Annotated in this window: 24 protein-coding genes; 11 read left to right on the top strand and 13 right to left on the bottom strand. The window is 72.4% G+C overall.

The annotated features are described in order from the left end of the window. Window positions 1–451: 451 nt before the first annotated feature. The 3 genes from purH to H7A69_RS01560 are packed head-to-tail and all read right to left on the bottom strand — an operon-like array spanning window position 452 to window position 3,532. Window positions 452–2,095: a bifunctional phosphoribosylaminoimidazolecarboxamide formyltransferase/IMP cyclohydrolase gene (gene purH, locus H7A69_RS01570; protein ID WP_182045431.1), complete on the bottom strand. Its 1,644-nt coding sequence runs from the start codon at window positions 2,093–2,095 to the stop codon at window positions 452–454. Beyond that, complete coding sequence (gene purN / locus H7A69_RS01565; protein WP_182045430.1) at window positions 2,092–2,685, bottom strand: phosphoribosylglycinamide formyltransferase; 594 nt, start codon at window positions 2,683–2,685, stop codon at window positions 2,092–2,094. The genes purH and purN overlap by 4 nt, the downstream gene beginning before the upstream one ends. A 10-nt stretch (window positions 2,686–2,695) precedes the next feature. Continuing rightward, window positions 2,696–3,532 carry a helix-turn-helix transcriptional regulator gene (locus H7A69_RS01560; RefSeq protein ID WP_182045429.1) on the bottom strand — a complete coding sequence of 279 codons (837 nt, stop codon included), beginning with the start codon at window positions 3,530–3,532 and terminating at the stop codon, window positions 2,696–2,698. Between the two features lie 100 nt (window positions 3,533–3,632). Between H7A69_RS01560 and H7A69_RS01555 the strand changes: the two genes are divergently transcribed. Continuing rightward, a complete protein-coding gene (locus tag H7A69_RS01555; protein WP_182045428.1) occupies window positions 3,633–4,601 on the top strand; it encodes an SDR family NAD(P)-dependent oxidoreductase in 969 nt (322 codons plus the stop codon). Window positions 4,602–4,631: 30 nt separating this feature from the next. On the opposite strand, the gene H7A69_RS01550 is transcribed toward H7A69_RS01555, so the two are convergent. The 3 genes from H7A69_RS01550 to sucC all read right to left on the bottom strand — a co-directional run bounded on the left by H7A69_RS01550 (window position 4,632) and on the right by sucC (window position 8,900). Next, entirely contained in the window at window positions 4,632–6,680 is a 2,049-nt protein-coding gene (locus tag H7A69_RS01550; RefSeq protein ID WP_182045427.1) for a DUF6350 family protein, read from the bottom strand. A gap of 148 nt (window positions 6,681–6,828) precedes the next feature. Then, entirely contained in the window at window positions 6,829–7,716 is an 888-nt protein-coding gene (gene sucD, locus H7A69_RS01545; RefSeq protein ID WP_182045426.1) for a succinate--CoA ligase subunit alpha, read from the bottom strand. A gap of 14 nt (window positions 7,717–7,730) precedes the next feature. Then, window positions 7,731–8,900: an ADP-forming succinate--CoA ligase subunit beta gene (gene sucC, locus H7A69_RS01540; RefSeq protein ID WP_182045425.1), complete on the bottom strand. Its 1,170-nt coding sequence runs from the start codon at window positions 8,898–8,900 to the stop codon at window positions 7,731–7,733. Window positions 8,901–9,125: 225 nt separating this feature from the next. On the opposite strand from sucC, the gene H7A69_RS01535 reads away from it, so the two are divergent. The 6 genes from H7A69_RS01535 to H7A69_RS01510 all read left to right on the top strand — a co-directional run bounded on the left by H7A69_RS01535 (window position 9,126) and on the right by H7A69_RS01510 (window position 13,967). Then, window positions 9,126–10,757 carry a RecQ family ATP-dependent DNA helicase gene (locus tag H7A69_RS01535; RefSeq protein WP_182045424.1) on the top strand — a complete coding sequence of 544 codons (1,632 nt, stop codon included), beginning with the start codon at window positions 9,126–9,128 and terminating at the stop codon, window positions 10,755–10,757. A 268-nt stretch (window positions 10,758–11,025) separates the two neighbouring features. Then, complete coding sequence (locus H7A69_RS01530) at window positions 11,026–11,319, top strand: hypothetical protein (protein ID WP_069712858.1); 294 nt, start codon at window positions 11,026–11,028, stop codon at window positions 11,317–11,319. A gap of 46 nt (window positions 11,320–11,365) precedes the next feature. Continuing rightward, a complete protein-coding gene (locus H7A69_RS01525) occupies window positions 11,366–11,728 on the top strand; it encodes a hypothetical protein (RefSeq protein WP_182045423.1) in 363 nt (120 codons plus the stop codon). A gap of 71 nt (window positions 11,729–11,799) precedes the next feature. Beyond that, window positions 11,800–12,645: an oxygenase MpaB family protein gene (locus H7A69_RS01520; protein WP_182045422.1), complete on the top strand. Its 846-nt coding sequence runs from the start codon at window positions 11,800–11,802 to the stop codon at window positions 12,643–12,645. A gap of 33 nt (window positions 12,646–12,678) precedes the next feature. Further along, a complete protein-coding gene (locus H7A69_RS01515) occupies window positions 12,679–13,314 on the top strand; it encodes a pyridoxal 5'-phosphate synthase (protein WP_182045421.1) in 636 nt (211 codons plus the stop codon). A gap of 152 nt (window positions 13,315–13,466) precedes the next feature. Then, the gene (locus H7A69_RS01510; protein ID WP_182045420.1) at window positions 13,467–13,967 is read left to right on the top strand and encodes a GNAT family N-acetyltransferase; all 501 of its coding nucleotides are present in this window, start codon (window positions 13,467–13,469) and stop codon (window positions 13,965–13,967) included. On the opposite strand, the gene H7A69_RS01505 is transcribed toward H7A69_RS01510, so the two are convergent. Continuing rightward, complete coding sequence (locus tag H7A69_RS01505) at window positions 13,964–16,432, bottom strand: ATP-dependent helicase (protein ID WP_182045419.1); 2,469 nt, start codon at window positions 16,430–16,432, stop codon at window positions 13,964–13,966. The genes H7A69_RS01510 and H7A69_RS01505 overlap by 4 nt on opposite strands. A 111-nt stretch (window positions 16,433–16,543) precedes the next feature. On the opposite strand from H7A69_RS01505, the gene H7A69_RS01500 reads away from it, so the two are divergent. Beyond that, window positions 16,544–17,065, top strand: a complete 522-nt coding sequence (locus tag H7A69_RS01500; protein ID WP_182045418.1) for a hypothetical protein — start codon at window positions 16,544–16,546, stop codon at window positions 17,063–17,065. On the opposite strand, the gene H7A69_RS01495 is transcribed toward H7A69_RS01500, so the two are convergent. Next, window positions 17,039–18,052: a glycerophosphodiester phosphodiesterase family protein gene (locus H7A69_RS01495; protein ID WP_182045417.1), complete on the bottom strand. Its 1,014-nt coding sequence runs from the start codon at window positions 18,050–18,052 to the stop codon at window positions 17,039–17,041. The two genes, H7A69_RS01500 and H7A69_RS01495, sit on opposite strands and share 27 nt — an antisense overlap. A 113-nt stretch (window positions 18,053–18,165) precedes the next feature. Here H7A69_RS01495 and H7A69_RS01490 point away from each other — a divergent pair, with 113 nt between their 5' ends. Together H7A69_RS01490 and H7A69_RS01485 are read left to right on the top strand one after the other, a co-directional pair. Then, window positions 18,166–19,218, top strand: coding sequence for a DUF817 domain-containing protein (locus tag H7A69_RS01490; RefSeq protein WP_182045416.1), 1,053 nt, complete (start codon window positions 18,166–18,168; stop codon window positions 19,216–19,218). 36 nt (window positions 19,219–19,254) lie between these two features. Further along, a complete protein-coding gene (locus H7A69_RS01485; RefSeq protein ID WP_182045415.1) occupies window positions 19,255–20,130 on the top strand; it encodes a Bax inhibitor-1/YccA family membrane protein in 876 nt (291 codons plus the stop codon). Window positions 20,131–20,541: 411 nt separating this feature from the next. Here H7A69_RS01485 and guaA read toward each other — a convergent pair whose 3' ends face one another. Genes guaA through H7A69_RS01460 form a run of 5 tightly spaced genes read right to left on the bottom strand, consistent with a single transcriptional unit; the run spans window position 20,542 to window position 25,391 of the window. Beyond that, on the bottom strand, window positions 20,542–22,122 hold the full coding sequence (gene guaA / locus H7A69_RS01480) for a glutamine-hydrolyzing GMP synthase (protein WP_182045414.1): 1,581 nt from the start codon (window positions 22,120–22,122) through the stop codon (window positions 20,542–20,544). Beyond that, a complete protein-coding gene (locus H7A69_RS01475) occupies window positions 22,119–22,565 on the bottom strand; it encodes a DUF3817 domain-containing protein (protein ID WP_069712890.1) in 447 nt (148 codons plus the stop codon). The genes guaA and H7A69_RS01475 overlap by 4 nt, the downstream gene beginning before the upstream one ends. Before the next feature lie 10 nt (window positions 22,566–22,575). Continuing rightward, window positions 22,576–23,355 (bottom strand): SURF1 family cytochrome oxidase biogenesis protein, encoded by a 780-nt coding sequence (locus H7A69_RS01470; protein ID WP_182045413.1) that lies wholly within the window; start codon window positions 23,353–23,355, stop codon window positions 22,576–22,578. A 5-nt stretch (window positions 23,356–23,360) separates the two neighbouring features. Then, on the bottom strand, window positions 23,361–24,857 hold the full coding sequence (locus tag H7A69_RS01465; protein ID WP_182045412.1) for a cation:proton antiporter: 1,497 nt from the start codon (window positions 24,855–24,857) through the stop codon (window positions 23,361–23,363). A 3-nt stretch (window positions 24,858–24,860) separates the two neighbouring features. Further along, window positions 24,861–25,391, bottom strand: a complete 531-nt coding sequence (locus H7A69_RS01460; RefSeq protein ID WP_069712847.1) for a cation:proton antiporter regulatory subunit — start codon at window positions 25,389–25,391, stop codon at window positions 24,861–24,863. A 74-nt stretch (window positions 25,392–25,465) separates the two neighbouring features. Between H7A69_RS01460 and H7A69_RS01455 the strand changes: the two genes are divergently transcribed. Beyond that, on the top strand, window positions 25,466–25,981 hold the full coding sequence (locus H7A69_RS01455; protein ID WP_182045411.1) for a hypothetical protein: 516 nt from the start codon (window positions 25,466–25,468) through the stop codon (window positions 25,979–25,981). The last annotated feature ends 3 nt before the right edge of the window (window positions 25,982–25,984 follow it).

Raw genomic sequence — 25,984 nt, 5'->3', positions numbered from 1 at the left:
GTGGTCGCGCGCCGTCGCCGTCACTCGCGTGACGTCGACCGGGCCGGTGGGCACCGGGGACACGGGTCCCCGGGTTCTCAGCGGACGGTCCGCGCTCGCCGACGGTGTCGTCGGGCGCGGGGCCGTGGGAGGGGCCTGGCTAGGCGGCGGCCGCGGCTCGGTACCGCAGCGGCAGGGCCGCTCCGGTACGGGGTCGCGGAGCGGGAGTGGTCCCCACGAGGGACACGAGACCCGTCCGGGCAGCCGTCGCCACTGTTCCGGTCGTCGCGTCCATCGTCACTCCAGTCGTCGTCTTCGTCACCGTTGTGTCCGCCGGCACGGCCGATGCGGTTGCGATCGTCGGTACTCGGTGCGGAGCCTTACAGACTATTCACGGTCGCTGGTGCCGCGCAATGGCTCCGACGTTGTTGGACGCCGTCGATCTGAGCAGGCCTCAGTGGACCCGGTGGGCTCAGTGGAAGAAGTGCCGCTCGCCCGTCAGGTACATCGTCACGCCGGCCGCCTGCGCTGCCGCGATCACCTCATCGTCCCGCACGCTGCCGCCCGGCTGGGCGACGGCACGGACACCGGCGTCGAGCAGGACCTGCAGCCCGTCGGCGAACGGGAAGAAGGCGTCACTCGCTGCGACGGACCCCGCGGCCCGCTCCCCGGCACGATTGACCGCGAGGTGGCAGGAGTCGACCCGGTTGACCTGGCCCATGCCGACACCGACGCTCGCGCCCTGGTCGGCGAGCAGGATGGCGTTCGACTTCACGGCGCGGCTCGCCTTCCACGCGAACGCCAGGTCGGCCAGGGTCGCGGCGTCGGCGGGCTCGCCGGACACCAGCGTCCAGGTGGACTGGTCGAACGCGGTGAAGCGGTCGGCGTCCTGCACGAGGAAACCGCCGGAGACCTGCTTGACCTCGCGGGTCGCGAGCGCGAAGTCCGCCGGCAGCGTGAGCAGGCGGATGTTCTTCTTCTGCGACAGGATCTCGAGCGCCTCGGGGTCGAACGCCGGTGCCACGACCACCTCGGTGAAGATGTCGCGGACCGTCTCGGCCATCTGCTTCGTGACGGGGCGGTTGGCGGCGATGACCCCGCCGAACGCCGACAGCGGGTCGCAGGCGTGGGCGGCGGCGTGTGCCGAGGCGATCGGGTCGACGGCGTCCGCCGGGGCGATCGCGATGCCGCACGGGTTGGCGTGCTTGATGATCGCGACGGCCGGGGTGTCGAAGTCGTACGCGGCACGGACGGCCGCGTCGGCGTCGACGTAGTTGTTGTACGACATCTCCTTGCCGTGCAGCTGCGTCGCCTGCGCGATGCCCGCTCCCCCGGCGGTCGTGTACAGCGCCGCGGCCTGGTGCGCGTTCTCGCCGTAGCGGAGCGTCGCGGTCAGGTCGGCCTCCAGGCGGAGGGAGTCGTCGAACGACCCCGGCGTCTCGACGTCGCCCGCACCGGTGCCGTGCCCGGCGGCCCCGGCGGACCCGACCACGTCGGACGCGAAGTACGCGGCGACCGCGGCGTCGTACGAGGCGGTGTGCGCGAAGGCCTGGGCGGCGAGCCGCTGCCGGAGCCCGAGCGTGGTCCCACCGGCGCGGACGGCCTCGACGACCTCGGCGTAGGACGACGGCGACACGACGATCGCGACGTTCGGGTGGTTCTTCGCGGACGCCCGGACCATCGCGGGGCCGCCGATGTCGACGTTCTCGACCACGGTCGCGGGCTCGGCGCCCGAGGCGACCGTCTCGACGAACGGGTACAGGTTCACGACCACGAGCTCGAACGGCGCGATCCCGAGGTCGGCGAGCTGCTGCTCGTGCGACTCGAGGCGCAGGTCGGCGAGCAGGCCGGCGTGCACGGCCGGGTGCAGCGTCTTCACGCGGCCGTCGAGCGACTCGGGGAAGCCCGTCACGCTCGACACGTCGGTGACGGCGTAGCCGGCGTCGCGGATCGTCTGCGCCGTGCTGCCCGTCGACACGAGCTCGACGCCGGCGTCGGCCAGGGCGCCGGCGAGCTCGAGCAGGCCGGACTTGTCGCTCACCGAGACGAGTGCGCGCCGCACGGGCACGACGTCGCGGTGGCGGTAGAGGCTGGGGTCGGCGGCGTGCACGCTCATGCGCTCGGGGTGCCCTTCAGGTCGGTGGTGCCGTTGGCGATGTCGAGGATGGTCTGGACGAGCAGGCGGCGTTCGACCGGCTTGATGCGGTCGTGCAGCGTCGACTCGGTGTCGCCCGGCAGCACCGGGACGCGCTCCTGCGCCAGGATCGGTCCGGTGTCGACGCCGTCGTCCACCTGGATGATGCTCGCGCCCGTCTGCTCGACGCCGGCGGCGAGGGCGTCCCGGACGCCGTGCGCACCGGGGAACTCGGGCAGGTACGCCGGGTGGGTGTTGATGATCGCCGGGGCGAACTCGGACACCACGGCGTGCGGCAGCAGGCGCATGAGGCCGGACAGCACGAGCAGGTCGGGCGTCCACGGGCGGATCTGCGCGGCGAGCTCGGCGCCCCACTCCTCGCGCGTGGCGAACCGGGAGAACGGCACCGTGAAGGTGGGGATCGAGAACTCCTCGCCCAGGCCGAGGCCCTCGGCGTCACGGTCCGCCCCGATCGCGACCACGCGGGCGGGGTACTCGGCGTCGGTCGTCGCCTCGAGCAGGGCTCGGAGGTTCGAGCCGGTACCGGAGATCAGGACGACCAGTTCGAGCACGGGGTCCAGCCTAGCGGCGGACGACCGCCCCGCCGATCGCCAGCAGCGGGAGCGCCTGCGCTGTCGCGGACCCCGGGGCGCAGCCGTAGACGACCAGCTGCAGCCCCGGCGACCCCTGCACGGCGAAGCTGTGCGCGTCGAACTCCAGCCCACCGACCTCTCCGTGCACGAACCGCTTGGTCGTCACGGCCTTCCGCTGCACCCGCTGCGCACTCCAGCGTTCCTCGAAGTCGTCGCTGCGTCCGCGCACCTCGGCCACGACCGCCAGGAGGCCAGGGTCGGCTCCGTGCTCGGCGGTCGCGGCGCGCAGGCTGGCGACGGTCGAGTCCGCGGTCCTCGACCAGTCCACGTGGAAGTCGCGAGCAACCGGATCGGTGAAGGTCATCCGGACGAGGTTGTCGAACCGGGCGAACGGTGCGTGGACGCCGCGGGCGAGGGCGTTCGCTGCGAGGACGTCGTGGGCCGGGTCGATCACGAACGCCGGGTGCGCTGACCACGAGTCGAGGAGCTGACCGAGCGCCGGTGAGACCGAGCCGGGTGCGCGGGACCGCCGCGGCGGCGGGACGAGCCCGGCGAGGGTGAAGAGGTGGTCGCGCTCGTCGCCCTCCAGCTCGAGCCCGTCGGCGATGCCGTCGAGCACCGCCGACCCGGGGCTGACCTCGCGCCCCTGTTCGAGGCGCGTGTAGTAGTCGACGCTGAGGCCACCCAGCACCGCCACCTCCTCTCGCCGGAGGCCGGCCACGCGGCGGAGCCCGCCGGAGGGCAGGCCGAGCGCCTCCGAGGAGAGACGACCGCGGATCGCCCGCAGGTACGCGCCCAGGGCAAGGTCGGCAGAGGACGACGGCACGCTGACAGGGTAGTTCCGACGGCGACCGCCTCCCTGGTCGTGGCACACCCCGGAACGACGCGGCACGGGAAGCCCTGCACACGAGACGGACGCTGGCTCCGTGAACGACGACACTCCCACCACCCCCCACCCCTACCTCGGCCTCTGGGTCACGGACGACGGCCGCGTCCGTCACGAGCTCCGCACCGGAGGCCGGTACGTCGAGGCCCGCGGTGACCGCGAGGCCGCGTACACCGGCAGCTACGAGGTCGCCGGAGCCCACGTCGAGTACCGGGACGACACCGGCTTCACCGCGGACGGCGACTTCCGCGACGACGTCCTGCACCACGGCGGCATGGTGCTGCGACGCCGGAAGGTCGTGCTCGTCACAGGTGCCTCCAGCGGTATCGGCAGGGCGACCGCGCTCCGGCTCGCCTCGGCCGGTCACCCCGTCGTCCTGGGGGCTCGCCGGGTCGACCGTCTCGGATCCCTCGTGACGGAGATCGAGGGCGCGGGCGGCCAGGCCCTGGCGGTACCGACGGACGTCACCGACCTCGCCTCCACACAGGCGTTCGCCGACGCGGCCACCGCGCGGTTCGGGCGCATCGACGTGGTGGTTGCGAACGCCGGCGTGATGCCGCTCTCGCCCCTGTCCTCCGGGCTCGTCGAGCAGTGGGACCAGATGATCGACGTCAACGTGCGCGGGCTCCTGCACAGCATCGCGGCGACCCTCCCGACGATGCTCGCGCAGGGCGCCGGCCACTTCGTGACGATGGCGTCGATCGGTGCCCACAGCGTCACGCCGACGGCGGCCGTCTACTGCGGCACGAAGTACGCGGCACGGGCGATCACCGAGGGCCTCCGCCTGGAGTCGCCCAGGGGGATCCGGGTGACGACGATCTCACCGGGCGTGACCGAGTCGGAGCTGGCCTCCACGATCACCGACGCGACGGCCGCCGCCGCGATGGAGGCCTACCGCGCCGACTCCGTCTCCGCCGACGCCATCGCCCGCGCCGTGGAGTACGCCGTGGCCGAGCGGCCCGACGTGGACGTCAACGAGATCGTCGTGCGACCCGCGGCTCAGCGCTGACCGGTTCGACGGCGCGCGACCCGAGGAGCGCTAGGCGTCGTGCTTCGGACGGCGCCACCAGGGCAGCTCGTCCTCGGCGATCTGGTCGGTCTGGTCCCAGCGGGTGCCGCCGGTCGCGGGCGATGCCGGCCCGTTCGTCGCCGGGCTGGGCTCGTCGGCGTCGTCGCGGCCGGCGACGAACTCCTCGGTGCTCCACGGGAAGGCGGGCTGCTGCTCGGTGCCGGGTGCGTGCGGGAGCGTCTCGTCCGCCGGTCGCGGTCCGTCGTCCCTCGTGCTGCCCGCGCCGGTTCCGCCGACGCGGTCACGCAGGTCGCCGGCACGGTCGCGCAGGTCGCCGGCGCGCGCCCGGACGTCGTCGGCGGCGCCGCGGAGCCGATCCCGCAGCCCGCTGATGCCGCCACGTGCGGGGGCGGCCGGTGCGGGAGCGACCCGCTCGGCGGCGACCGCGTCGGTCCGCGCCCAGTCCGGCAGCGGCACGTCGTCGGGTTCCGCGACGGGTGCGCGGCGGGCGATGACAGGCTCGTGCTCGTGCTCGTGCTCGTGCTCGTGTTCCTGCGACGAGGCGGGCTCGCGCGCGCGGTCGTGCGCTGCGTCGGCACCGGTGTCGGCACCGGTGTCGGTGTCGGTGTCGGCGATCGGCTCCGTCGGGTGGTCGTCCGACGCGGCCCCGGCAGCACCCGACGACGACCCGGCAGCACGGGTCGACGAGTCGTGGGCCTCCTCGACGGTGAACCGGTGGGACGCTGAGGCGCGTCCGGCACCGGCCTCGTCGAGTGCGGCGACGAGCGAGCCGGCGCGGGCGTCGTCGGCAGCGTCCTGGTCGGCCTCGATCCAGCGGTCGCGGCCCCGGGAGCGCTCGGGCAGCCGCACGAGGTCGCTCCCCACGGCGAGCGCCACCGCGGCCGGCACGCCGACCTCGAGCGCCGCGAACACGCCGACGAGCAGGCCGTCCGGCCCGGCCTGGGTGAGTCGGCCCGGGCCGAGGGACCCCGACGTGAGCGCCGTGGCCACCCCGGTCAGCACGCCCGCCACGACACCGGTGGCCGCTCCGGCGAGCGCCCGGCGGAGCGGGCTGTCCGCCGAGCCGAGCGCGCGCACGAGCGCGGGCCGCATGAGCCCGGCCACGACGAACCCGGCGACGACGGGCACGAGCACCCCGAGCAGGCCGAAGGTGTGGCCGGAGGCGGGCAGGGCGCCGAAGACGGGGATCCCGGGGATGGGGCCGAGGACCGTGCCGATCGGCGAGACGTTCGACCCGGTGCCGATGGCGAACCCGGGGCCGACGAGCCACGCGACGGCCCACCCGACCAGGTCGGGCAGGAACGCGAGCTGACCGACGGTGAGCGCGATGCCGCCGATGACCCCGGCGTGCGAGCGCTCGTACAGGGCGATGACCTCGGCGAACGAGGTGACGAGCAGGAGGGCGACGACCACCCCGGCGGCCGCGACCACGACGGCGGTCACCGCGGTGCCCGCTCGGAGGGCGAAGCCGGCGGTGGTGCGCCACAGCACGGGAACCCGGCCGACCTGGTCGAGCAACCGGCCGGTCAGCGGGTCCGCCGGCAGCCCGCGGCGCATGCGGCACACCTCGGCGGTCACGAGTGCGGGGACGACGAACCAGAGTGCCGGGAACACGATCGCCTGCCAGACGACCGGCTCGGTCGCCGCGGAGGTGGACGAGAGCGCGATGGCGAGTCCGAGCAGGGCCACGCCCGCGGTCCCGACGAGCAGACCCGTCGTGCGGTGCTCCGTCTCGGCGAACCGTCGACCGGCCCGCCCTCCGAGCCAGGCCGTGACGACCGCGAAGCCGAGGGCCGCGAGGGTCACGTGGATGGGGTCGCCCGCACCCTCGATGCCGGACGCGCCGGCCGTGGCGGCACCGAGGTGGAACGTGACGTCCACGCCGTGTCCGACGAGCCAGACGCTGCCCGCGGCCTTCCAGAAGACGTCCCAGTCGACCTGCAGCCCGTACTCGAAGCCCCAGAGCAGGGTCAGCGGCACGAGCGCGATGCCGATGCCGACACCGACCGTCACGATCGCCTCGACGGCGGCCAGCAGTGCGGTTCCCAGGCGGTTCATCGCAGTCAGGGTACGTGCCGTGCCCTGCTCACCGGGCGAGCCGCGCGGCACCTGTGGAGACTCACGACTCCCCACAGGAAGGACGGGAGGCACGGTGCAGACCCGCACCGTGCCTCCCGTCCGTCTCCTGGTGACGGAACGCCACGCGCTAGCGCGCGGCGACCACCTCGCGCAGCAGCGCGGCCGTCTCGGACGGCGTCTTGCCGACCTTGACGCCCGCGGCCTCGAGGGCCTGCTTCTTCGCCTCGGCCGTGCCGGCCGAACCGGACACGATGGCGCCCGCGTGGCCCATCGTCTTGCCCTCCGGCGCGGTGAAGCCGGCGACGTAGCCGACGACCGGCTTCGTGACGTGCGCCTTGATGTAGTCGGCCGCGCGCTCCTCGGCGTCGCCGCCGATCTCGCCGATCATGACGATGGCCTCGGTCTCGGGGTCGGCCTCGAACGCGGCGAGCGCGTCGATGTGCGTCGTCCCGATGACCGGGTCGCCGCCGATGCCGATGGCGGTCGAGAAGCCCAGGTCACGCAGCTCGTACATCATCTGGTAGGTCAGGGTGCCGGACTTCGAGACGAGACCGATCGGGCCCTTGCCGGTGATCGTCGCCGGGGTGATGCCCACGAGGGACTCCCCGGGCGTGATGATGCCGGGGCAGTTCGGGCCGATGATGCGGGTCTTCCCGCCGAGGGCCTTGGCGTGCGCCCAGAACGCGGCGGAGTCCTGCACCGGGATGCCCTCGGTGATGACGACGACGAGCGGGATCTCGGCGTCGATCGCCTCCATCACGGCGTCCTTCGCGAACGCCGGCGGGACGAAGACGATCGAGACGTCGGCACCGGTGGTGTCGATGGCCTCGCGCACCGAGCCGAACACCGGGAGCTCGACGTCGCCGTGCGTGACGGTCGTGCCGGCCTTGCGGGCGTTGACGCCACCGACGACGTTCGTCCCCGCCTTCAGCATGAGCGCCGTGTGCTTGGTGCCCTCGCCGCCGGTGATGCCCTGGACGATGACCTTGGAGTCCTTGTTGAGGAAGATCGACATTGCTCTGGTGCTCCTTACGCCGCGGCCGCGGCGAGCTGGGCGGCCTGCTCGGCCGCGTCGTCCATGGTCGCGGCGACGGTGACGAGCGGGTGCGCCGCCTCCGCCAGGATCCGACGACCCTCTTCCACGTTGTTGCCGTCGAGGCGCACGACGAGCGGCTTGGTGGCCGCGTCGCCGAGGATGCCGAGTGCGGCGACGATGCCGTTCGCGACGGCGTCGCAGGCGGTGATGCCGCCGAAGACGTTCACGAAGACGCTCTTGACCTGCGGGTCGCCGAGGATGACGTCGAGGCCGTTCGCCATGACCTCCGCCGATGCGCCGCCGCCGATGTCGAGGAAGTTGGCAGGCTTGACGCCGCCGTGGCGCTCACCGGCGTACGCGACGACGTCGAGCGTCGACATGACGAGCCCCGCGCCGTTGCCGATCACGCCGACCTGGCCGTCGAGCTTCACGTAGTTCAGGCCGTGCTGCTTCGCCTTGGCCTCGAGCGGGTCCTCGCTCGCGGTGTCCTCGAGCTGCGCGTGGCCCTCGTGGCGGAAGTCGGCGTTCTCGTCGAGCGAGACCTTGCCGTCGAGGGCGAGGATCTGGCCGTCGCCGGTGCGGACCAGCGGGTTGACCTCGACGAGCGTGGCGTCCTCGCCCGCGAACACGTCGTAGAGCTTCACGAAGACGTCCGCCACCTGGTCCTGGAGCTCCGCCGGGAAGTTCGCCTGGCGCGCGATGTCGAGCGCGGCCTCCTTGTTGATGCCCGTGAGCGGGTTCACCTCGACGCGTGCGAGCGCCTCGGGCTTCTCGACCGCGAGCTGCTCGATCTCCATGCCGCCCTCGACGCTCACGAGCGACAGGTACGAGCGGTTGGCCCGGTCGAGCAGCACCGAGAAGTAGAACTCCTCGGCGATGTCGGCGCCCTGGGCGACCATCACGCGCTGGACGGTGTGGCCCTTGATGTCGAGGCCGAGGATCGCCTTCGCGTGCTCGTACGCCTCGTCGGGGGTCTTCGCGACCTTGACGCCGCCGGCCTTGCCGCGTCCGCCGACCTTCACCTGCGCCTTGACGACGACCACGCCGCCGGTCCGCTCGGCCGCGGCCCTCGCCTCTTCCGGGGTGTCGGCGGTGATGCCCTGCAGCACAGGGACGCCGTAGGACTCGAAGAGGTCCCTGGCCTGGTACTCGAAAAGATCCACGCTGTTCTTCTTCCCGCACGGTTCGTGCGATCGGCATCGGTCATCGGGTCGCACTCACCATCGAGGGTCGCTCGATGTCGAGACAACGGCCGCGCCCACCATACTGCCGCAGCGTGGACGCGGGGTGCGCGGCGGGGAGGCACCGCTCGGGGCCCGGTCCCCGCGGTTGGCCGGGGGACGCAGCGGCCGGGTGATCGGACAGGGAGCACGGGGCACGGTCGACGGGTGCACAAGGAACTCCGTACCCGCGCCGCCGACGTCTTCGGCTGGGACCTCCACCCCGAGCAGGAGCGGGTCGTCGACGCCGTCCTCGACGGCCGCGACGCGCTGGCGCTCATGCCCACCGGGTCCGGGAAGTCCGCCATCTACCAGGTCGCCGCGCTCGCGCTCGACGGGCCGGTCGTCGTCGTCTCCCCGCTCGTCGCGCTGCAGGAGGACCAGGTCGTCGGCATCGAGGACCACCCCGACGCCCCGCGCGCCGTGACCATCAACGCCACCCGGGGCAGCCGGCAGCTCGAGGACGCGTGGGACGCCGTGGCGTCCGGCGAGGCCCGCTACGTGTTCCTGGCCCCCGAGCAGCTGGCGAAGGACGAGGTCGTCGAGAAGCTGCGGGACGCCGGCGTCGCGCTCGTCACCGTCGACGAGGCGCACTGCGTGTCGAGCTGGGGGCACGACTTCCGCCCGGACTACCTCGTGCTCGGCGAGGTCGTCGAGCGGCTCGGGCGCCCGCCGGTGCTCGCGATGACCGCGACCGGGTCGACGCCGGTCCGCACCGAGATCGTCGAGCGGCTCGGCATGCGCGACCCGCTCGTCGTCGCGACCGGCTTCGACCGGCCGAACCTGCGCTTCGAGGTCGTCCGGCACAGCGACGACGAGTCGAAGCACGAGGCCGTCGTCGAGCAGGTCGCCGGGCTCGAGGGCGTCGGCATCGTCTACGTCGCGACCCGCGCCGAGACCCTGGTCTACGCGGACGAGCTCGTCGAGAGCGGCCGCCGGGCCAAGCCGTACCACGCCGGTCTGCGGGTGCGGGACCGCGAGCAGGTCCACCACGAGTTCCTCGACGGCGAGCTCGACGTCGTCGTCGCCACGAGCGCGTTCGGCATGGGGATCGACAAGCCCGACGTCCGCTTCGTCGTGCACGCCGACGTCCCCGAGTCGGTCGACGCCTACTACCAGGAGGTGGGCCGCGCCGGCCGCGCCGGCGACGTCGGCCTCGCCACGATGCACTACCGCGCCGAGGACCTCGGCCTCCGACGCTTCTTCGCGTCCGGATCGCCGCGTCCGGCCACCCTCCGCGCCGTGTTCGACGCCGTCCCCACCGAGGGCTCGGTCGCCCGCTCCGAGCTCGCCGAGCGCTCCGGCCTCGCCGCACGCACCGCGGGCCGCGCGGCCAACGCGCTCGTCGACGCGGGTGCGCTCGACGACGGCGAGGACGGTCTCACCCGGCGACCGGACGGTCCCCGCGACGCCGAGGCGGCGGCGGGCCTCGCGAAGGCGCAGGCGAAGGAGCGCGAGGAGATCGAGGAGTCGCGGATCGCGATGATGCGCCGCTTCGCCGAGACCTCGGGCTGCCGTCGGCAGTTCCTGCTCGGGTACTTCGGCGACGAGCTCGCCGAGCCGTGCGGCAACTGCGACACCTGCACGGCCGGGACCGCCCGGGACGCGGACGCCCACGGTGCCGACGGTGCGAACGACGACGCCTGGCCCCCGGAGGCGCCGGTCGAGCACGCCCAGTGGGGTCGCGGCACGGTGATGAGCACGGAGGACGACCGGTTGACGGTGTTCTTCGAGTCGGCCGGCTACAAGACGCTCGGCCTGGCCGACGTCGAGGAGCGGCACCTGCTCGAGCGCGTCTGACGCGCGGCTCCGGCCGCTCCGGCGTCTCGGTCGGGGGAAGGCGCGGTCGCTCGACCACCCGTCGGCGACCGCGCTCCACTCCCCCGAGCACGGCGAGTGTGACCCGCGATCGTGACCCGCAGGTGACGCCGAGGTGAACACGACGCGAAGCCGCCCCGGGAGTGCGCGACCCGGACGATCCGTCAGGCGGACGGCGTACACAGGGAGACCCGACGGCCCGGCGGCCGGACACGACGCCGGAGCCCGACACCCACGGAAGGACTGCACCATGAGCGACCCCGGCATCAGCCCCGTCGACGACTTCGACGCCCAGGAGCGCCGCAACGACGACGTGGACCGCGAACACGTCGGCCCGTACGAGGTCGACGAGTCCGAGGAGTCCCTCGAGACCGTCACGAACGACGCCGTCGCCGGCGAGACCGTGGAGCCCCAGCCGGGCGACGGCTCGGACGACGGCCCCACCGGTGGCGCACCCCGCGAGGGATCGCCCGACCTCTGGGAGCACGACGACGACACCGACCGCCCGGACCTCGGCGGCGACCTCGGCACGAAGCCGCTCTGAGCGTCCCCCGCACCACCTCCGGAGCACGGCCCAGTACGATCGGGCCGTGCTCCGTGGCGTCCGTGACCGTGTCCGGGCCACGCCCGCGCTGACCCGGCTGCTCTCCCTGGCGTCGCTGCTGCTCGTGGCGGCCGCCGCCCACTCGGGTTCGCGCACCGGGACCCTCGCGTGGCTGCCGCTCCTGGTGGCCGGCGTCGCGCTGGCCGTGCTCACGGGGGCGACGAAGCACCTCTGGCCGCTCCCAGCGATCTGGCTCGTCGTGACCCTGCTCGCGGCCGCGAGCGGCACCGTCGCGAGCCCCGGCTGGCTCGTCGCCGCCCTGGTGGGCGGTGTGGTCGCCCTCGCGGCAGCCCTGGTCGCCGACACCGCCTCGGTCCGCCGCACGCGACGGTCGGGACCGCGTCCGTGACGCACCGGCCGGGAGGCGCGCCCCACCCCCGCCCCGTCGGCCGAGGCGTGGGGACGGCCGGTCGGGCATCCGTGGCGGGCCGGATCCGTGCCTCCCGGCCGTCCCGTGGTGACCGTGCCCTGTTCCGTGGTGACCGCGCCCCGTCCCGTGGCGACCGCGCCCTGCGCCGCTGGCTGGCGGACAGCACGCCCGTCGCGGCGGGCGGCCGCGCCATCCTGCTGCAGATCGCCGACCCGGTGGTCGGGGCGGGCGTCCGGCTGTACTCCGACTTCGCGCGCCGACCGCAGCAGCGGCTGGCCCACACCCTGATGTTCGTCTACGCCGTGGTCATCGGGACGGAGCGCGACACCGCCGTCGCCGCCGCGTTCGTGGACCGGGCGCACCGGACGGTCGCCGGGGCCGACGAGGTCGACCGCCAGCGCTGGGTCGCCGCGACGCTCTTCGACTCCGCGCGGGACGCGCACGCGCTCTTCGGCGACCCCCTGTCGGCCGACGACGCCGAGCGGGTGCTCGCGGCCTACGCCCCGATCGCGACGGCGCTGCGCGTACCCGCAGACGGCTGGTTCGCCTCGGTCGCGGCCTTCGACGCGTACTGGGAGCGCACGCTGCCGACCCTGCGCGTGACCGACGACGCCCGCGGGATCGTCCGCGACCTGCTGCACCCGCGGTTCGCGCCGCTGTGGGTGCGTGCGGCGATGCCGCTCGTCCGGGTCGTCACGGTCGGCATGCTGCCGGAGGCCCTGCGTCGGCAGTACGGGTTCCCGTGGGGCCCGCGCGAGCGAGGGCGCTTCCGGCGGGTGGTCCGGCTCGTCCGCGGGCTGCGGGCGCTCGTGCCGGGGTGGGTGCTCCGCCTGCCCGGGCCGCTGCTCCTGCGGGCGATGCAACGGACCGCCGCGCGGTACGCGCACCGAACCTGAGCGACGACGCGGACGGGGCGGTTGGGTGGGACCATGTCCAGTTCGCTCTCCGGTGACGACTCCCTGCACCTGCCCGAGTTCGACGCGCCTCCCGCGTCGCCGTTCGACGTCGCGCACGCGTGGCTCGACGGTGCCGCCGACCGTGACGTGTCCGAGCCCATGTCGATGACGCTGGCGACCGCCGGCTCGGACGGCCGGGTCAGCGCCCGGACCGTCGACGTCAAGCGGCTCGACGACCGCGGCCTCGTGTTCGGCACCTCGACGCTCAGCCCGAAGGGGCGCCAGCTCGCCGACAACCCGCACGCGGCGCTCCAGGTCTACTGGCGCGAGAGCATGCAGCAGCTCCGGTTCGAGGGCCGGGCGGTGCAGCTGTCCGACGACGAGTCGGACGCGCTGTTCGCCGACCGTTCGCCGAAGTCGCGCGCCGCGACCGCGATCGCCGACCAGTCGGACGTGCTCGAACCACGGACGCTGCAGGACCTGATCGACGACGCGAACGTGCTGCTGTCCGACACGGACGACGACGTGCCGCGACCCGAGGGCTGGGTGGCGTGGCGGCTCGAGCCGGACCTGGTGGAGTTCTGGCAGGGCAGCCGCGACCGGATGCACCGGCGGCTGCAGTACGTCCGCGCGGGCGACGGGTGGGACGTGGCGCGGTTGCAGCCGTAGGCGCTGGCGCTCGCGGGGGTCGTTCGGTCGCGGCGCTCCCGCACAACGGGAAGCACGTCGAACCAGGGGTGCTCGTGGCGCGACGCGCTCGGGGTTGTGCGCGGCCCCGTCGAACCAGCCGAGCGGACCGACGTCCGCGGTAGCGTCGACGGATGGGGACCCCGCACGCGCTCACCGTCCGGACCGCCGACGTGCAGGACGCCGACGCGATCGCCGCGGTGCACGTGCAGGCCTGGCGTGAGGCGTACGCGCACCTGCTGCCGGCCGAGTTCCTCGCGGCGCTCGACGTCGGGGCCCGAGCGGCACGCTGGCGCGGCATCATCGCCGAGCCCGCCGTCGACGTCCTCGTCGCCGTCGTCGAGGGCAGCGTCGTCGGCTGGGCCAGCGCGGGACCAGGACGCAGTGGTCGCGGTGACACCCCGCGTGACCGCGAGCTCGAGGGCATCTACGTCCTTGCCGCACAGCACGGCACCGGCGCTGGTCAGCGTCTGCTCGACGCCGCCGTCGGGTCGGCACCCGCGTACCTGTGGGTCGCCGAGGGCAATCCGCGAGCCGAGGCCTTCTACCGCCGGAACGGATTCCGGCGGGACGGCGCCGTGCAGCACGAGCAGATCGGGCCGACCGGCCTCGACGCGGTGCGGATGGTGCGCTAGAGCTTCTCGATCGGGGCGATCTTGATGAGGAGCTTCTTGCGACCCGCGGCGTCGAACGCGATCTCGGCGATGCGCTTCGCGCCCTGACCGGTCACCGCGGACACGGTGCCCTCGCCGAAGTCGACGTGCTTGATCCGATCGCCGGCGACGAGTTCCATGTCGCCGTTGTCGCGGACCTGCCCGGACACCCGGTTCGCCCACTCGGTCTTCGGGCGGGTCTTCGCCGCAGCGGCCGCACGGTCGTACGACCCGCCGCCGAAGCCGCCACCGCCGCGGTACCCGCCACCACCGCCGGAGCCCGCACCGCCGAAGCCGCCAGGGCCCCCGCCGCGACGGGCGTTCAGCGCGCGGGGCTCGGTGCCGCCGCGGCTGTTCGCCATGCCCGGCGACTGCTTCCAGTCGATGAGGCCCTCGGGGATCTCCTGCAGGAAGCGGGAGGGCATCGCGACGTTGACGTCGCCGAACTGCGCGCGGGTCATCGCCAGCGACAGGAAGAGCGACTTCTTCGCACGGGTGATGCCGACGTAGAACAATCGGCGTTCCTCCGCGGGGCCCCCGGGCTCGTTCGCCGACATCCGGTGCGGGAGCAGGTCCTCCTCGACACCGGTGAGGAAGACCGCGTCGTACTCCAGTCCCTTCGCCGTGTGCAGGGTCATGAGCGACACCGTGCCAGACGAGTCGTCGAGCTCGTCGGCCGCTGCGACCAGGGAGACCTCGGTCAGGAAGTCGGACAGCGTGCCCTCGGGGTTGTTCTTCTGGAACTCGCGCGTCACCGCGACGAGCTCGTCGATGTTGTCCGCCCGCGCGGCGTCCTGAGCGTCCGGCGACTTCCGCAGGTTCTCGAGCAGGCCCGAGCCGTCGAGCAGCTGCGTGAGGGTGTCGACGACCGGCTGCGTCGGGGCCTTCTCGGAGACCGAGTCGAGCAACTCGGCGAACGCCGTGATCGCGTTCCGCACCTTCGGGCCGAAGCCGAGCTCGTCGGCGTGCCGCAGGGCGTCGCGCACCGAGGTCTCGTGCTCGTCGGCGTAGCGCTGCAGTGCCGTCTCGGTGACGGCACCGATGCCGCGCTTCGGCACGTTGAGGATGCGGCGGAGCGACAGCGGGTCCGCCGGGTTGGCGACGGTGATCAGGTACGCCATGGCGTCCTTGATCTCGGCGCGCTCGTAGAACTTCGTGCCGCCGAGCACCCGGTACGGGATGGCCGAGCGGATGAAGATCTCCTCGAGCGCACGCGTCTGCGAGTTGGTCCGGTAGAACACGGCGACGTCGCGGTAGGACGTGCCCTCCTCGTGCAGCCGCTGGATCTCGTCCGCCACGAACTGGGCCTCGTCGTGGCCGGTGTACCCGGTGAAGCCGACGATCTTGTCGCCCGCGCCGACGTCGGTGAACAGGTTCTTCGCCTGACGGTCGAAGTTGTTCGCGATGACGGCGTTCGCGGCGTCGAGGATGGTCTGCGTCGACCGGTAGTTCTGCTCGAGCAGGATCACCTTCGAGTTCGGGAAGTCCCGCTCGAACTCGACGATGTTGCGGATGTCGGCGCCGCGGAAGGCGTAGATCGACTGGTCCGAGTCACCGACGACGGTGAGCGACGCCGGGGCGATCGATCCGTCGGCCTCGCGCATCCGCTCGACGTGCTGCCCGGCGTCCTCGAGCTTGTCGACCTGCTCGACGGGCACCGGACGGGTGAGCTCCCGGATCAGGGCGTACTGGGCGTGGTTGGTGTCCTGGTACTCGTCGACCAGCACGAACCGGAAGCGGCGCTGGTAGAGCGCGGCGATCTCGGGGAAGGCTCGGAACAGGAAGACCGTCTGCCCGATCAGGTCGTCGAAGTCGAACGCGTTCGCGCGACGCAGCTCGTTCGTGTACCGCCGGAACACCTCGGTGAACATGACCTCCTGCGGGTCGTTCGCGTTGATGTTCCGGGCGTAGGTGTCGATGTCCTGCAGCTCGTTCTTGAGCTTCGAGATCTTCGACGCCGCAGCACCCACGGTCAGCCCGAGCGAGTCGGCCTCGAGCTCCTTGATGATCCGCTTGAGCAGCGCACGCGAGTCCGCCGAGTCGTAGATCGTGAACGACTGCGGGAAGCCGAAGCGCTCGGCCTCGCGCCGGAGGATCCGGACACACGCCGAGTGGAACGTCGAGATCCACATGCCCTCGGCGGCCTGGCCGACCAGGGCCTGCACGCGCTCGCGCATCTCGGCGGCGGCCTTGTTCGTGAAGGTGATCGCCAGGATCTGCGACGGCCAGGCCTCACGGTTGGCGAGCAGCAGGGCGATGCGTCGGGTGAGGACGCTCGTCTTGCCGGAACCCGCACCGGCCACGATGAGCAGCGACTCGCCGCGGTACTCGACGGCCTCCTTCTGCTGGGGGTTGAGACCCGCGGTGAAGGGGTCGTCGTACCCGCCGGCGCGGTTGCCCGCGCCCGGCTCGGGGGACTGGTCGAAGGGGTCGAGCACGATCGTCATGACCGGGTCAGTCTAGGCGCGGCCCCCGACAGCTGCCGAGGTCGTGGGTCCGGAGGCACAGCGCCGGGCGCGAGGGCAGGGCCCTGGCCTCCACCCGTGCAGGCTGTCGGCATGAGGACGTGGACCGCAGGCGACGCCGTCGAGCTCGTCGAGCGGAGCTGGCGCTGGATGTCGTTCGTCACGACGCCCGTGACCATCACGGGCGGGGCCGGCTGGTCCTTCCTCGCCGACGGGGGCATCGGGGCGCCCGACGGCCCGCCCGCGCTCGCCCTCACGATCCTCCTCCTCGCCGTCGTCGCCGGGCTCGTGACCATCGGCGGCGCGATCGTGGCGCTCCCGTGCACGTACGCACTCGGGTGGGCGCTCACCCGGTGCTCAGTCCGACGCGGCGTGCACGCCGTCGCGCACGCCCTGCTCGCCGGCGCCCTGGCGGCGCTCTGCGTCTGGCTGCTCGAGACGTACTGGTCCCACGCCTGGGCACCCCTCCCGGGCCTCCGCCTGCTCATCGCGCTCTCGGCGGCCGCTGCTGCCGCGATCGCCACGTGGCGGACTGCGGCGGTGCCGCGACGGCGACCCCGCCGCGTGCCGACGTGCGGAGCTGACGGATCAGCCGGTCGCACCCTCGACGAGTGACCGCGCCCGCACCGCCAGGTCCGGGTGGTCCGCGAACACCCCGTCGACGCCGGTGCGCACCACCGACGTGAACCACCGCTCCCAGTCGCCGTGCGCCGCGACGTCGCCCCCGCGCCGCAGCGGAGCCGGCAGGAACCGGTTCTCCGGCCGCAGCGTCCAGGTGTAGACGGCGAGCCCGACCGCGTGCGCCCGGTCGACGACCACGCTCCGCACCGGCCGCGCATCGTCGACGGGGACGGTGTCCGCCCCCGCCATCAGGGTCCGCAGGTCGACGCTGATGCCGTGGAACTCCCCGGCGAACGCGGCGAGCGCCTCGTCGGTCCGTTCCGAGGCCCACGACGGAGCCGCCGACCCGTGGGCGGCGACCTCGTCCGCGGCGCTGCCACGGGCCTCCTGGAGGTACACGAGCCGACCACCCGTGCCGCGCGAGCCGAGCTGCCGGAGCACGGTCTTCTCGAACGACTCGACGGTCAGGCGCTCGTCACCGCGCCAGCCGGCGTCCCCGAGCGCGTCGTCGAGCAGCTGCGCCATCGGGAACCCGGCCCGGTCGAAGAAGGTGGCGTGCTTGACCTCGGCCACCAGCCCGACCGCACGCGGGGCGGCGTCGAGGATCCCGAGGAGGTCCTCGAGGCGCAGCACCGTCCCCTCGCCGTCGTGGGCCGCGGAGGCGGGTCGCAGCGCGGGCAGGCGCTCCCGGACCCGGAGCGTCCGGACCTCGTCCCACGTCATGTCCTCGGTGAACCACCCGGTGACGCTCTGCCCGTCGACGGTCTTCGTCGTCCGCAGGTGCGCGAACTCCGGACGTTCGGCGACGTCGGTCGTCCCGGACACCTCGTTCTCGTGCCGGAGGACCAGGACGCCGTCCTTCGTGGGCACCAGGTCGGGTTCGATCGCGTCGGCACCGAGCTCCACGGCCAGTTCGTAGGCGCCCCGGGAGTGCTCGGGCCGGTGTCCGGAGGCGCCCCGGTGGGCGATCACGCGCGTCATGGGCCGACCGTAGCCGCTCGCTCCTGCCGCCCGGTGACCCGCAGGTGTACCTGTGGACACATCCGCTCAGCCGCGCGGCGTCGTTCCCAGCCGGGACACGGATCGTCGGCGGCGTGACCGTCCGACACCTCTCCACCGCCGTCGAGGCCCGCATCGACCGCGCCGCACGCCGCCTGCTCGACGCCGGGCACCAGCCGCACCGCCCCGTCCGGCTCGCCGTCACCGAGTTCCTGGTGTTCGGGGCGAAGCAGGCCTGGGCGTGCGCGTTCGGGGCGCTGCTGCTCGCGACGATGGCCGTCGTGCACCTCACCTGGCCGGCCGGGGCGCCGGTCGCCCGCAACGACGTGCTCACGCTGGCCGCGGTCGCACTGCAGGTCGGCATGCTCGTGTTCGGCCTCGAGACCGTCCGGGAGCTCCGCGTCGTCCTCGTCTTCCACGTGGTCGGCACCGTGATGGAGGTCTTCAAGACCCACGTCGGCTCGTGGGAGTACGGCACCGGCGGCTGGCTGGTCGTGGCGGGCGTCCCGCTCTTCTCCGGCTTCATGTACGGCGCGGTCGGCTCGTACATGGTGCGGGTCGTGCGGCTGTTCGACCTGCGGTTCGACCGGTACCCGCGACAGTGGCTGCTCGTGGTGGTCGCGGTGGGCATCTACGCGAACTTCTTCGGTCACCACTTCGTGTGGGACCTCCGCTGGCCGCTGCTCGCGCTCGTCGTGGCGCTGTTCGCCCGGACGACGATGCACGTGCGCGTCCACCGTGCGACGCTGCGGATGCCGGTCCTGCTGGCGATGTCGCTGGTCGCACTGTTCATCTGGCTCGCGGAGGACGTCGCCACCTGGGCGGGTGCGTGGTCCTACCCGGCGCAGGCCGCCGGGTGGCAGCCGGTCGCACCGACGAAGATCGTCGCCTGGCTGCTCCTCATGGTGATCTCGGTCGCCCTGGTCTCGTGGCTGTACCCGCAGGTGCGCTGCGGTCCCGACGGACCCCGACCCGGCCTGGAGGCACGGCCCGACCCCGCCGCCTCGGCTGCGGCAGACGGTCGGCTGGTTCCCCACCGGCTCGGGGCGCGCACGCAGACCACGCCCGTAGGCTCCGCGGGTCGGGACCGTCAGGACCCGCTTCCGCTCGCCGCGAATCCTCAGCCTTCCGCGGTGCAGCGCCCCTAGGCTGAGAGGACTCGAATCTCCAAGGAAGAGGACACCATGGCCTTCAAGCCCGGTTTCGACCAGTCCCCCGCCTTCAACGACCAGGGCCGTGGCGCCTGGGGCGCCGGCGCTGGTCAGCAGCAGGCGGGCTGGGGACGCACCCCACAGCAGGGGCAGTACCCGCAGCAGGGCGGCATGACGCCCGAGCAGCTGCAGTACATGTACGACCGCCCGACGGCGAACCCGGTCGACACCGACCGGATGTCGTACGAGGACACCATCGTCAAGACGCTCCTGGCGTTCGGCGTGCTCCTCGTCGGCGCCGTCGCCGGCTGGAACCTGCCGCCCATCGTCTGGATCGTCGGCGCGATCGTCGGCTTCGTGCTGGCGCTCGTCAACACGTTCAAGAAGAAGCCGTCGCCGGGCCTGGTCCTGGCGTACGCGTTCTTCGAGGGCCTGTTCGTCGGTGGCATCTCGGCAGCGTTCAACGCGCAGTCGGACGGCATCGTCGCGCAGGCGGTCTTCGGAACGCTCGGCGTCTTCGCCGTGACCCTGCTGCTGTTCTCGTCCGGCAAGGTCCGGGCCACGCCGAAGCTCACCCGCTTCTTCCTCATCGCGATGGTCGGGTACCTGGCGTTCTCGCTCGTCAACCTGGTCCTGATGCTCACGGGCGTGACCACCGGGGCGCAGGGGCTCCGCAGTGAGCCGAGCTTCCTGTTCGGCATCCCGTGGGGTGTCCTGATCGGCGTCTTCGTGGTCCTGATGGCGGCGTACTCGCTGATCCTCGACTTCGACCAGATCAAGACCGGTGTCCAGCGCGGCGCCCCGCGCATCTACGCGTGGACGGCGGCGTTCGGTCTCATCGTCACCCTGGTGTGGCTCTACATCGAGATCCTGCGCATCCTCGCCCTGCTCGCGAGCAACCGCGACTGACCCGCACCCGCTCGTCCGAAGGGCCCCGGCACACGCCGGGGCCCTTCGTCGTTCCCGGGAGACTGCCGCCCCGCTCCCCGTCGCCGAGCGGGCCCGATCCGTCACGCTCAACGGCGCCGAGCGACGGACTCCGCCCGCTCGGCGGCGACCGCGCGGCGTGTCCTGCCCGCTCGCTGCCGTGCGCACCGCTCGGCGTCCGGCACGTCCTGCCCGCTGGTTGGCGCGCCCGGGACCGCTCCCCCGGGGTTCCAGGACTCGCCGCGCAGGCGTCGTCGCGGTTCCAGGAGTGGGCGGGCGGAGCGCCGAGATGCCGCAGTTGTGGAACCTCGAGCGAGGGGCTCCGGAGCGCCCCCGCACGCACGAGGGCCCGGCACGCCGTGCGTACCGGGCCCTCGGGGCATCAGGGAGTGATCACTCCCACTCGATCGTCCCCGGCGGCTTGCTCGTGACGTCGAGCACGACGCGGTTCACGTCGGGGACCTCGTTCGTGATGCGGTTCGAGATCTTCGCGAGGGTGTCGTACGGCAGGCGCGTCCAGTCGGCGGTCATGGCGTCCTCCGACGAAACCGGACGGAGCACGATCGGGTGCCCGTACGTGCGGCCGTCGCCCTGGACGCCAACGGAGCGGACGTCGGCGAGCAGGACGACCGGGCACTGCCAGATCTCCTCGTCGAGGCCGGCCGCGGTGAGCTCCTCGCGCGCGATCTTGTCGGCCGCGCGGAGCAACTCGAGACGGTCCTTGGTGACCTCGCCGACGATGCGGATGCCGAGCCCCGGTCCGGGGAACGGCTGGCGGCCGACGATGACCTCGGGCAGCCCGAGCTCGCGACCGACCGCACGGACCTCGTCCTTGAACAGGGTGCGCAGCGGCTCGACCAGCTCGAAGGTCATGTCCTCGGGCAGGCCGCCGACGTTGTGGTGCGACTTGATGTTCGCCGTGCCCGAACCGCCGCCGGACTCGACCACGTCGGGGTAGAGCGTGCCCTGCACGAGGAACTTGACCTCGCCGGCGTCGTCGTCGCCGCGGGCCTCGAGCACCAGGGCCTCGGCCGCCGCCTCGAACGTGCGGATGAACTCGCGCCCGATGATCTTGCGCTTCTGCTCGGGGTCGCTCACGCCGGCCAGGGCGTCGAGGAACTGCTGCTCCGCGTCGACCGTGACCAAGCGGACACCGGTGGAGGCGACGTAGTCTTCCTCGACCTGCTTGCGCTCGTCGGCACGGAGGAGCCCGTGGTCGACGAACACGCAGGTGAGCTGGTCACCGACGGCCTTGTGCACGATCGCCGCGGCCACCGCGGAGTCGACGCCGCCGGAGAGTCCGGCGATCACGCGTGCCGAACCGACCTGCGCGCGGATCCGCTCGACCTGCTCCTCGATGACGTTCGCGGAGTTCCAGTCGCCGGGGAGCCCGGCGGCGCGGTGCAGGAAGTTCTCGAGCACGGCCTGGCCGTACGCGGAGTGCTTGACCTCCGGGTGCCACTGCACGCCGTAGAGCTTGCGCTCGTCCGAGGCGAAGGCGGCGACGGGGGTCGAGGCGCTCGACGCGAGGACGTCGAAGCCCTCCGGCGCCTTGGCCACCGAGTCGCCGTGCGACATCCAGGTGACCTGCGAGGCCGGCTGGTCGCCGAGCAGCACGCTGTCGGTGCCCGAGACGGTCACGTCGGTCGCGCCGTACTCGCGCTGACCGGTGTGTGCGACCTCGCCACCGAGCGACTTCGCCATGGCCTGGAAGCCGTAGCAGATGCCGAGCACGGGGACGCCGAGGTCGAGGATCTCGCCGTCGAGCGACGGGGCGCCGTCCTCGTAGACCGACGAGGGACCACCGGACAGCACGATGGCCGCCGGGTCCTTCTCGCGGATCTCCTCCGCTGTGATCGAGTGCGGGACGATCTCGCTGTAGACGTTCGCCTCACGCACACGACGTGCGATCAGCTGCGCGTACTGGGCGCCGAAGTCGACGACGAGGACGGGTCGCTGTTCGGTCTCGCTCACCGAGCGGCCTCCTTCTCACGCTGCTGCGCAGCGGTCAGCTCGTGGTAGGTGTCCATGGCCCGCTTCTGCATGCGGTGTTCGACCACGAAGGACATGAACGGGATGATGCCGCCGAGGGCGATGAGCAGGAAGCGGGTCGGCCTCCAGCGCATGATGCTCCACAGGCGGAAGTCGGTGAAGAGGTAGAGCACGTAGAGCCACCCGTGGGCGATGAGGATCGCGATCGACAGGTTGAACGTGCCGGGGGCCTCGCCCGCCGTGCCGTTGGGCACGAAGAACGGTCCGTTGCCGAGCTGCATCTCGAGCTGCAGCGGCGTGTACTTGATGATGACCTCGATGACGAGGGCGAGCAGCAGCACACCGGTGATGTACGCCGAGACCCGGTACCACTTGACGGCTCCCGGGATCTTGGGGATGTCACGGGTGCGGACGGTCAAGGCCATGCGGTCCATCCTACCGTCGGTCGACCAGGGCCCCGTCGACGCTGAGTGCGGCCTCACGACGCTCTTCTTCCTCGCGCTCGAAGGCGTCCTTCACGAAGCGGTACCAGAGGAACACGGCGAAGCCGGCGAAGACGACCCACTCGATCGCGTAGAAGAGGTTGAGCCAGTCGAACTGGATCTCGCGCGTCGGGGCGCGGTCGGCGATGGTGCCGAGGTCGGCCGCCTCCGCGGTGGTGCCGTCGGCGACGACGTACCCGATGTACATCCGGTCGTCGAACGCCTTCCAGGTGTTCACGAAGCGCGCGGGCGCGACCGCCGAGAACTCGCCCTTCGTGTAGGCGTCCTGGTCGGGCGACTCCGCCGGGTAGTACCGTCCCTCGACCGTCACCTCGTCGCCGTCGGCCAGGCGGTCGCCGCCCGCGACGGCCGCGTCACGTCGGTCGGACCAGCCGATCACGACGGGCAGGCTCGCGCCGCTCTGCGCGTCGACCAGGTGACCGATGGTCTGGTAGGTCCCGCCACCGGAGCGGCCGGTCAGGATCGTGGTGTCCCCCGCGACGAAGGTCCCGGTGACGGAGACCTTCTGGCCCGCGATGGTCTCGGGTGCGCCCGCCCCCGGCTGCGTCACGGCGTCGAGGTCGCGGCGCGTCTCGGTCGTCTCCGGCAGCGGCTTGCCGTTCGCGATGCTCCGCTCCAGCTGCCACTTGCCGAGCCCCGCGAACACCCCCGCGAGCACGAGCGCCAGCAGGAGCAGCGCGATCCACCTCGGTCGTCGGGCTACGGCCCACATCTGTATCAGTACTCCGGATCGCGCTGGCGGGCCGGGCGCTTCGGACGCTCGGCGGGGATCTCGACCGGCGACGTCACGGGTTCGCCCGTCGTCGGCCCCGGTGACCCATTGTCGCGCTCTTCCCTGCCCGCTGCCTCCACGAGGGCGAACTCCTCCGCGAACTGCCGGTCACGCTCGGCCTTGCGCGCAGCAGCGGCGGCGTCCTGGTCGGCGACGCCGGCTACGGCGGCGGTCTCGATCGCCTCGTCGAGCGCCGGCCCGGCGGGGACGGCACCGGGCCGGCCCGCGCCACCACGGCCGAGCCGCGACCGAAGGCGCGTGCGCAGCCGCGCCACGCGCGCCGGACGCACCACGAGGCGGCCGATCCGGTCCGAGTTCACGGCGAGCAGCGGACCGAGCACGGCCATGACGAGGACGTAGAGGCCCGCGAAGGCGGTGATGCGCGCCTCCAGGCCGGCGGCAGCCGACAGCGTCGCGAGGATGAGCGCGAACTCGCCGCGGTTCACCAGGATCACCGCGGTGTTGATGCCCTGCTGGACGTCGAAGCCGTTCATGCGCGCGACGAGCTGCCCGGCGACCGCGTTGAGCACGACGGTCATGCCGATCGCGCCGAGGACGGGCCAGAGCACCTCGCCGAACGTCGACAGGTCGAGCCCGAGGCCGAAGTTCACGAAGAAGAAGGCCGCGAACACGTCGCGCATCGGCAGGGCGAGCTGCTCGATGCGGTCCCGGTAGCGGGTCGCGCCGCAGAGCAGGCCGATCACGAACGCACCGATCGCGTCCGTCACCCCGAGCAGGTCGCCGATGCCGCCGAACATGACCGCGAGGCCGAAGAACAGCACCGTGAAGAGCTCGTCGTCGCGGGTCGCGAAGATCTTCGACACCCACTTGCCGGCGAACCGGGCGAGCGTGAACATCACGATGAGGAAGCCGAACGCCAGCCCGAGCTTGCCGACGACCGCCCAGAGGTTCGTGTCACCGGAGAGCACCACGGACACGATCGCCAGGTAGACGGCGATGAAGACGTCCTCGATGACGGTGACCCCGAGGATCATCGGCGTCTCGTCGTTCGCGAGCCGTCGCAGCTCGATGAGGAGCTTCGTCACGATCGCGCTCGACGACGTCGCGGTCATGCCCGCGATGATCAGGGCCTCGCGCGTCCCCCAGCCGAGCGAGAACCCGAAGGCGAAGCCGACGCCCATGTTGATCGCGACGTACGTGCCACCGGAGACCAGGAGCTTGCCGGCGTTGCCGTAGAACTCCTCCTGGTCGAACTCCAACCCCAGGTTGAAGAGCAGGAGGATGAGTCCGAACGTCGCGATGAGCTCGATCGTGTGGGACTCGACGTTGAGGCCGATCCAGGGGGTGTGCGGGCTCGCGATGAGCCCGACCACCATGTAGATCGGGATGGCGGGCAGACCGATGGTCTTGCCCAGGCGTCCGAGGACGTAGGCGATGATGAACAGGCCGCCGATGGTCAGCAGCTCACCACCCAGGTGCACCGGCTAGCTCCCGGGCGGCGCCTCGGCGGCCGCCGCCGCCAGCTGTCCGCTGCGGTAGAAGGAGAACGCCTTGGCGACCTTCTCGGGCGAACCGGCGACGACGATGGTGTCACCGGGGAACACGACGAAGTCCGGCGAGGGGGCGGGGTTGGCGCTGTCGCCGCGCACGACGGCGACGACGGTCAGGCCGATGAAGCCCGAGTGGTGCAGGTCACCGAGGGGCTTGCCCGCGATGGCGTCCTCGTAGTCGACGCTGAACCAGTCGATCGACAGGCCGGGGATCTCGTCGAGCTTGTCGAGGCCCTCGGTGATCCGGGTGCCGCCGAGCAGTTCGGCGAGGGTGTGCGCCTCGTCCTCGCTCAGGCGCAGCGAGACCTTCTCGGACTTGTCCGCGCCGTCGGAGACGTCGGCGAACGAGATGAGGTCGGAGTGCCCCGACCGGTGCGTGATGACACCGCACTTGCCACCGTCGTCGGTGTAGAAGCTGTGCAGCACGCCGACTCCGGGGAGTTTGACGCGATGGACGTCGACCATGATGGCTCCCTTGGTGAGTACCCCGATGATAACCACCGGGTCGTGCCGGGCATTCCGCGCGCTACGGTCGTCCCATGGGGAACACTCGGGGGTCCGTCCGCATCGTCGTCGCCGTCGTCGGGGTGGTGGTCGTCGCGGCGTACGCGGCTCTGCTGGCCGTGAACGCGCTCGTGCTCGACCCGCTCGCGGCGGTGCCGGGTCGTTCGCTGGCGCAGATCTACGCCCGGGTCGACGTCAGCAACGACGTGACGCAGGACGTCGTCGGGGTGATCGTGGTGGCGGGCATCGGGATCGGGTTGGCCGTGACCGCGGCGGCCGTCGGGCTCGCATCGCGGTTGCCGGCGACGGTCATCGCGGTGCTCCACCTCGGCGTCCTCGCCGCCGGAGGGCTCGCGACGTTCCAGTCGGGCTTCTTCCTCGGCATGGACGTGGCCGACTCGTGGCCGACCGACGGCGCCGCCCACACGATCTGGGCCGGCGTGCTGTACCTGACCAGCATCGCCGCGCTCGTCGCGATCCCGGGTGTGCTGTTCGCGACGATGATCCGGACCCGCAACACGCAACGTCGGCAGCAGCTCGCAGCGGGGTAGCGC

Origin of the sequence: Curtobacterium sp. ME26 (assembly GCF_903970945.1) — a bacterium.
In the GTDB taxonomy this organism is placed as follows: Bacteria; Actinomycetota; Actinomycetes; order Actinomycetales; family Microbacteriaceae; genus Curtobacterium; species Curtobacterium citri.
Note: the sequence above shows the minus strand (reverse complement) of the source record. Positions and strands in the feature narration are given on the sequence as shown.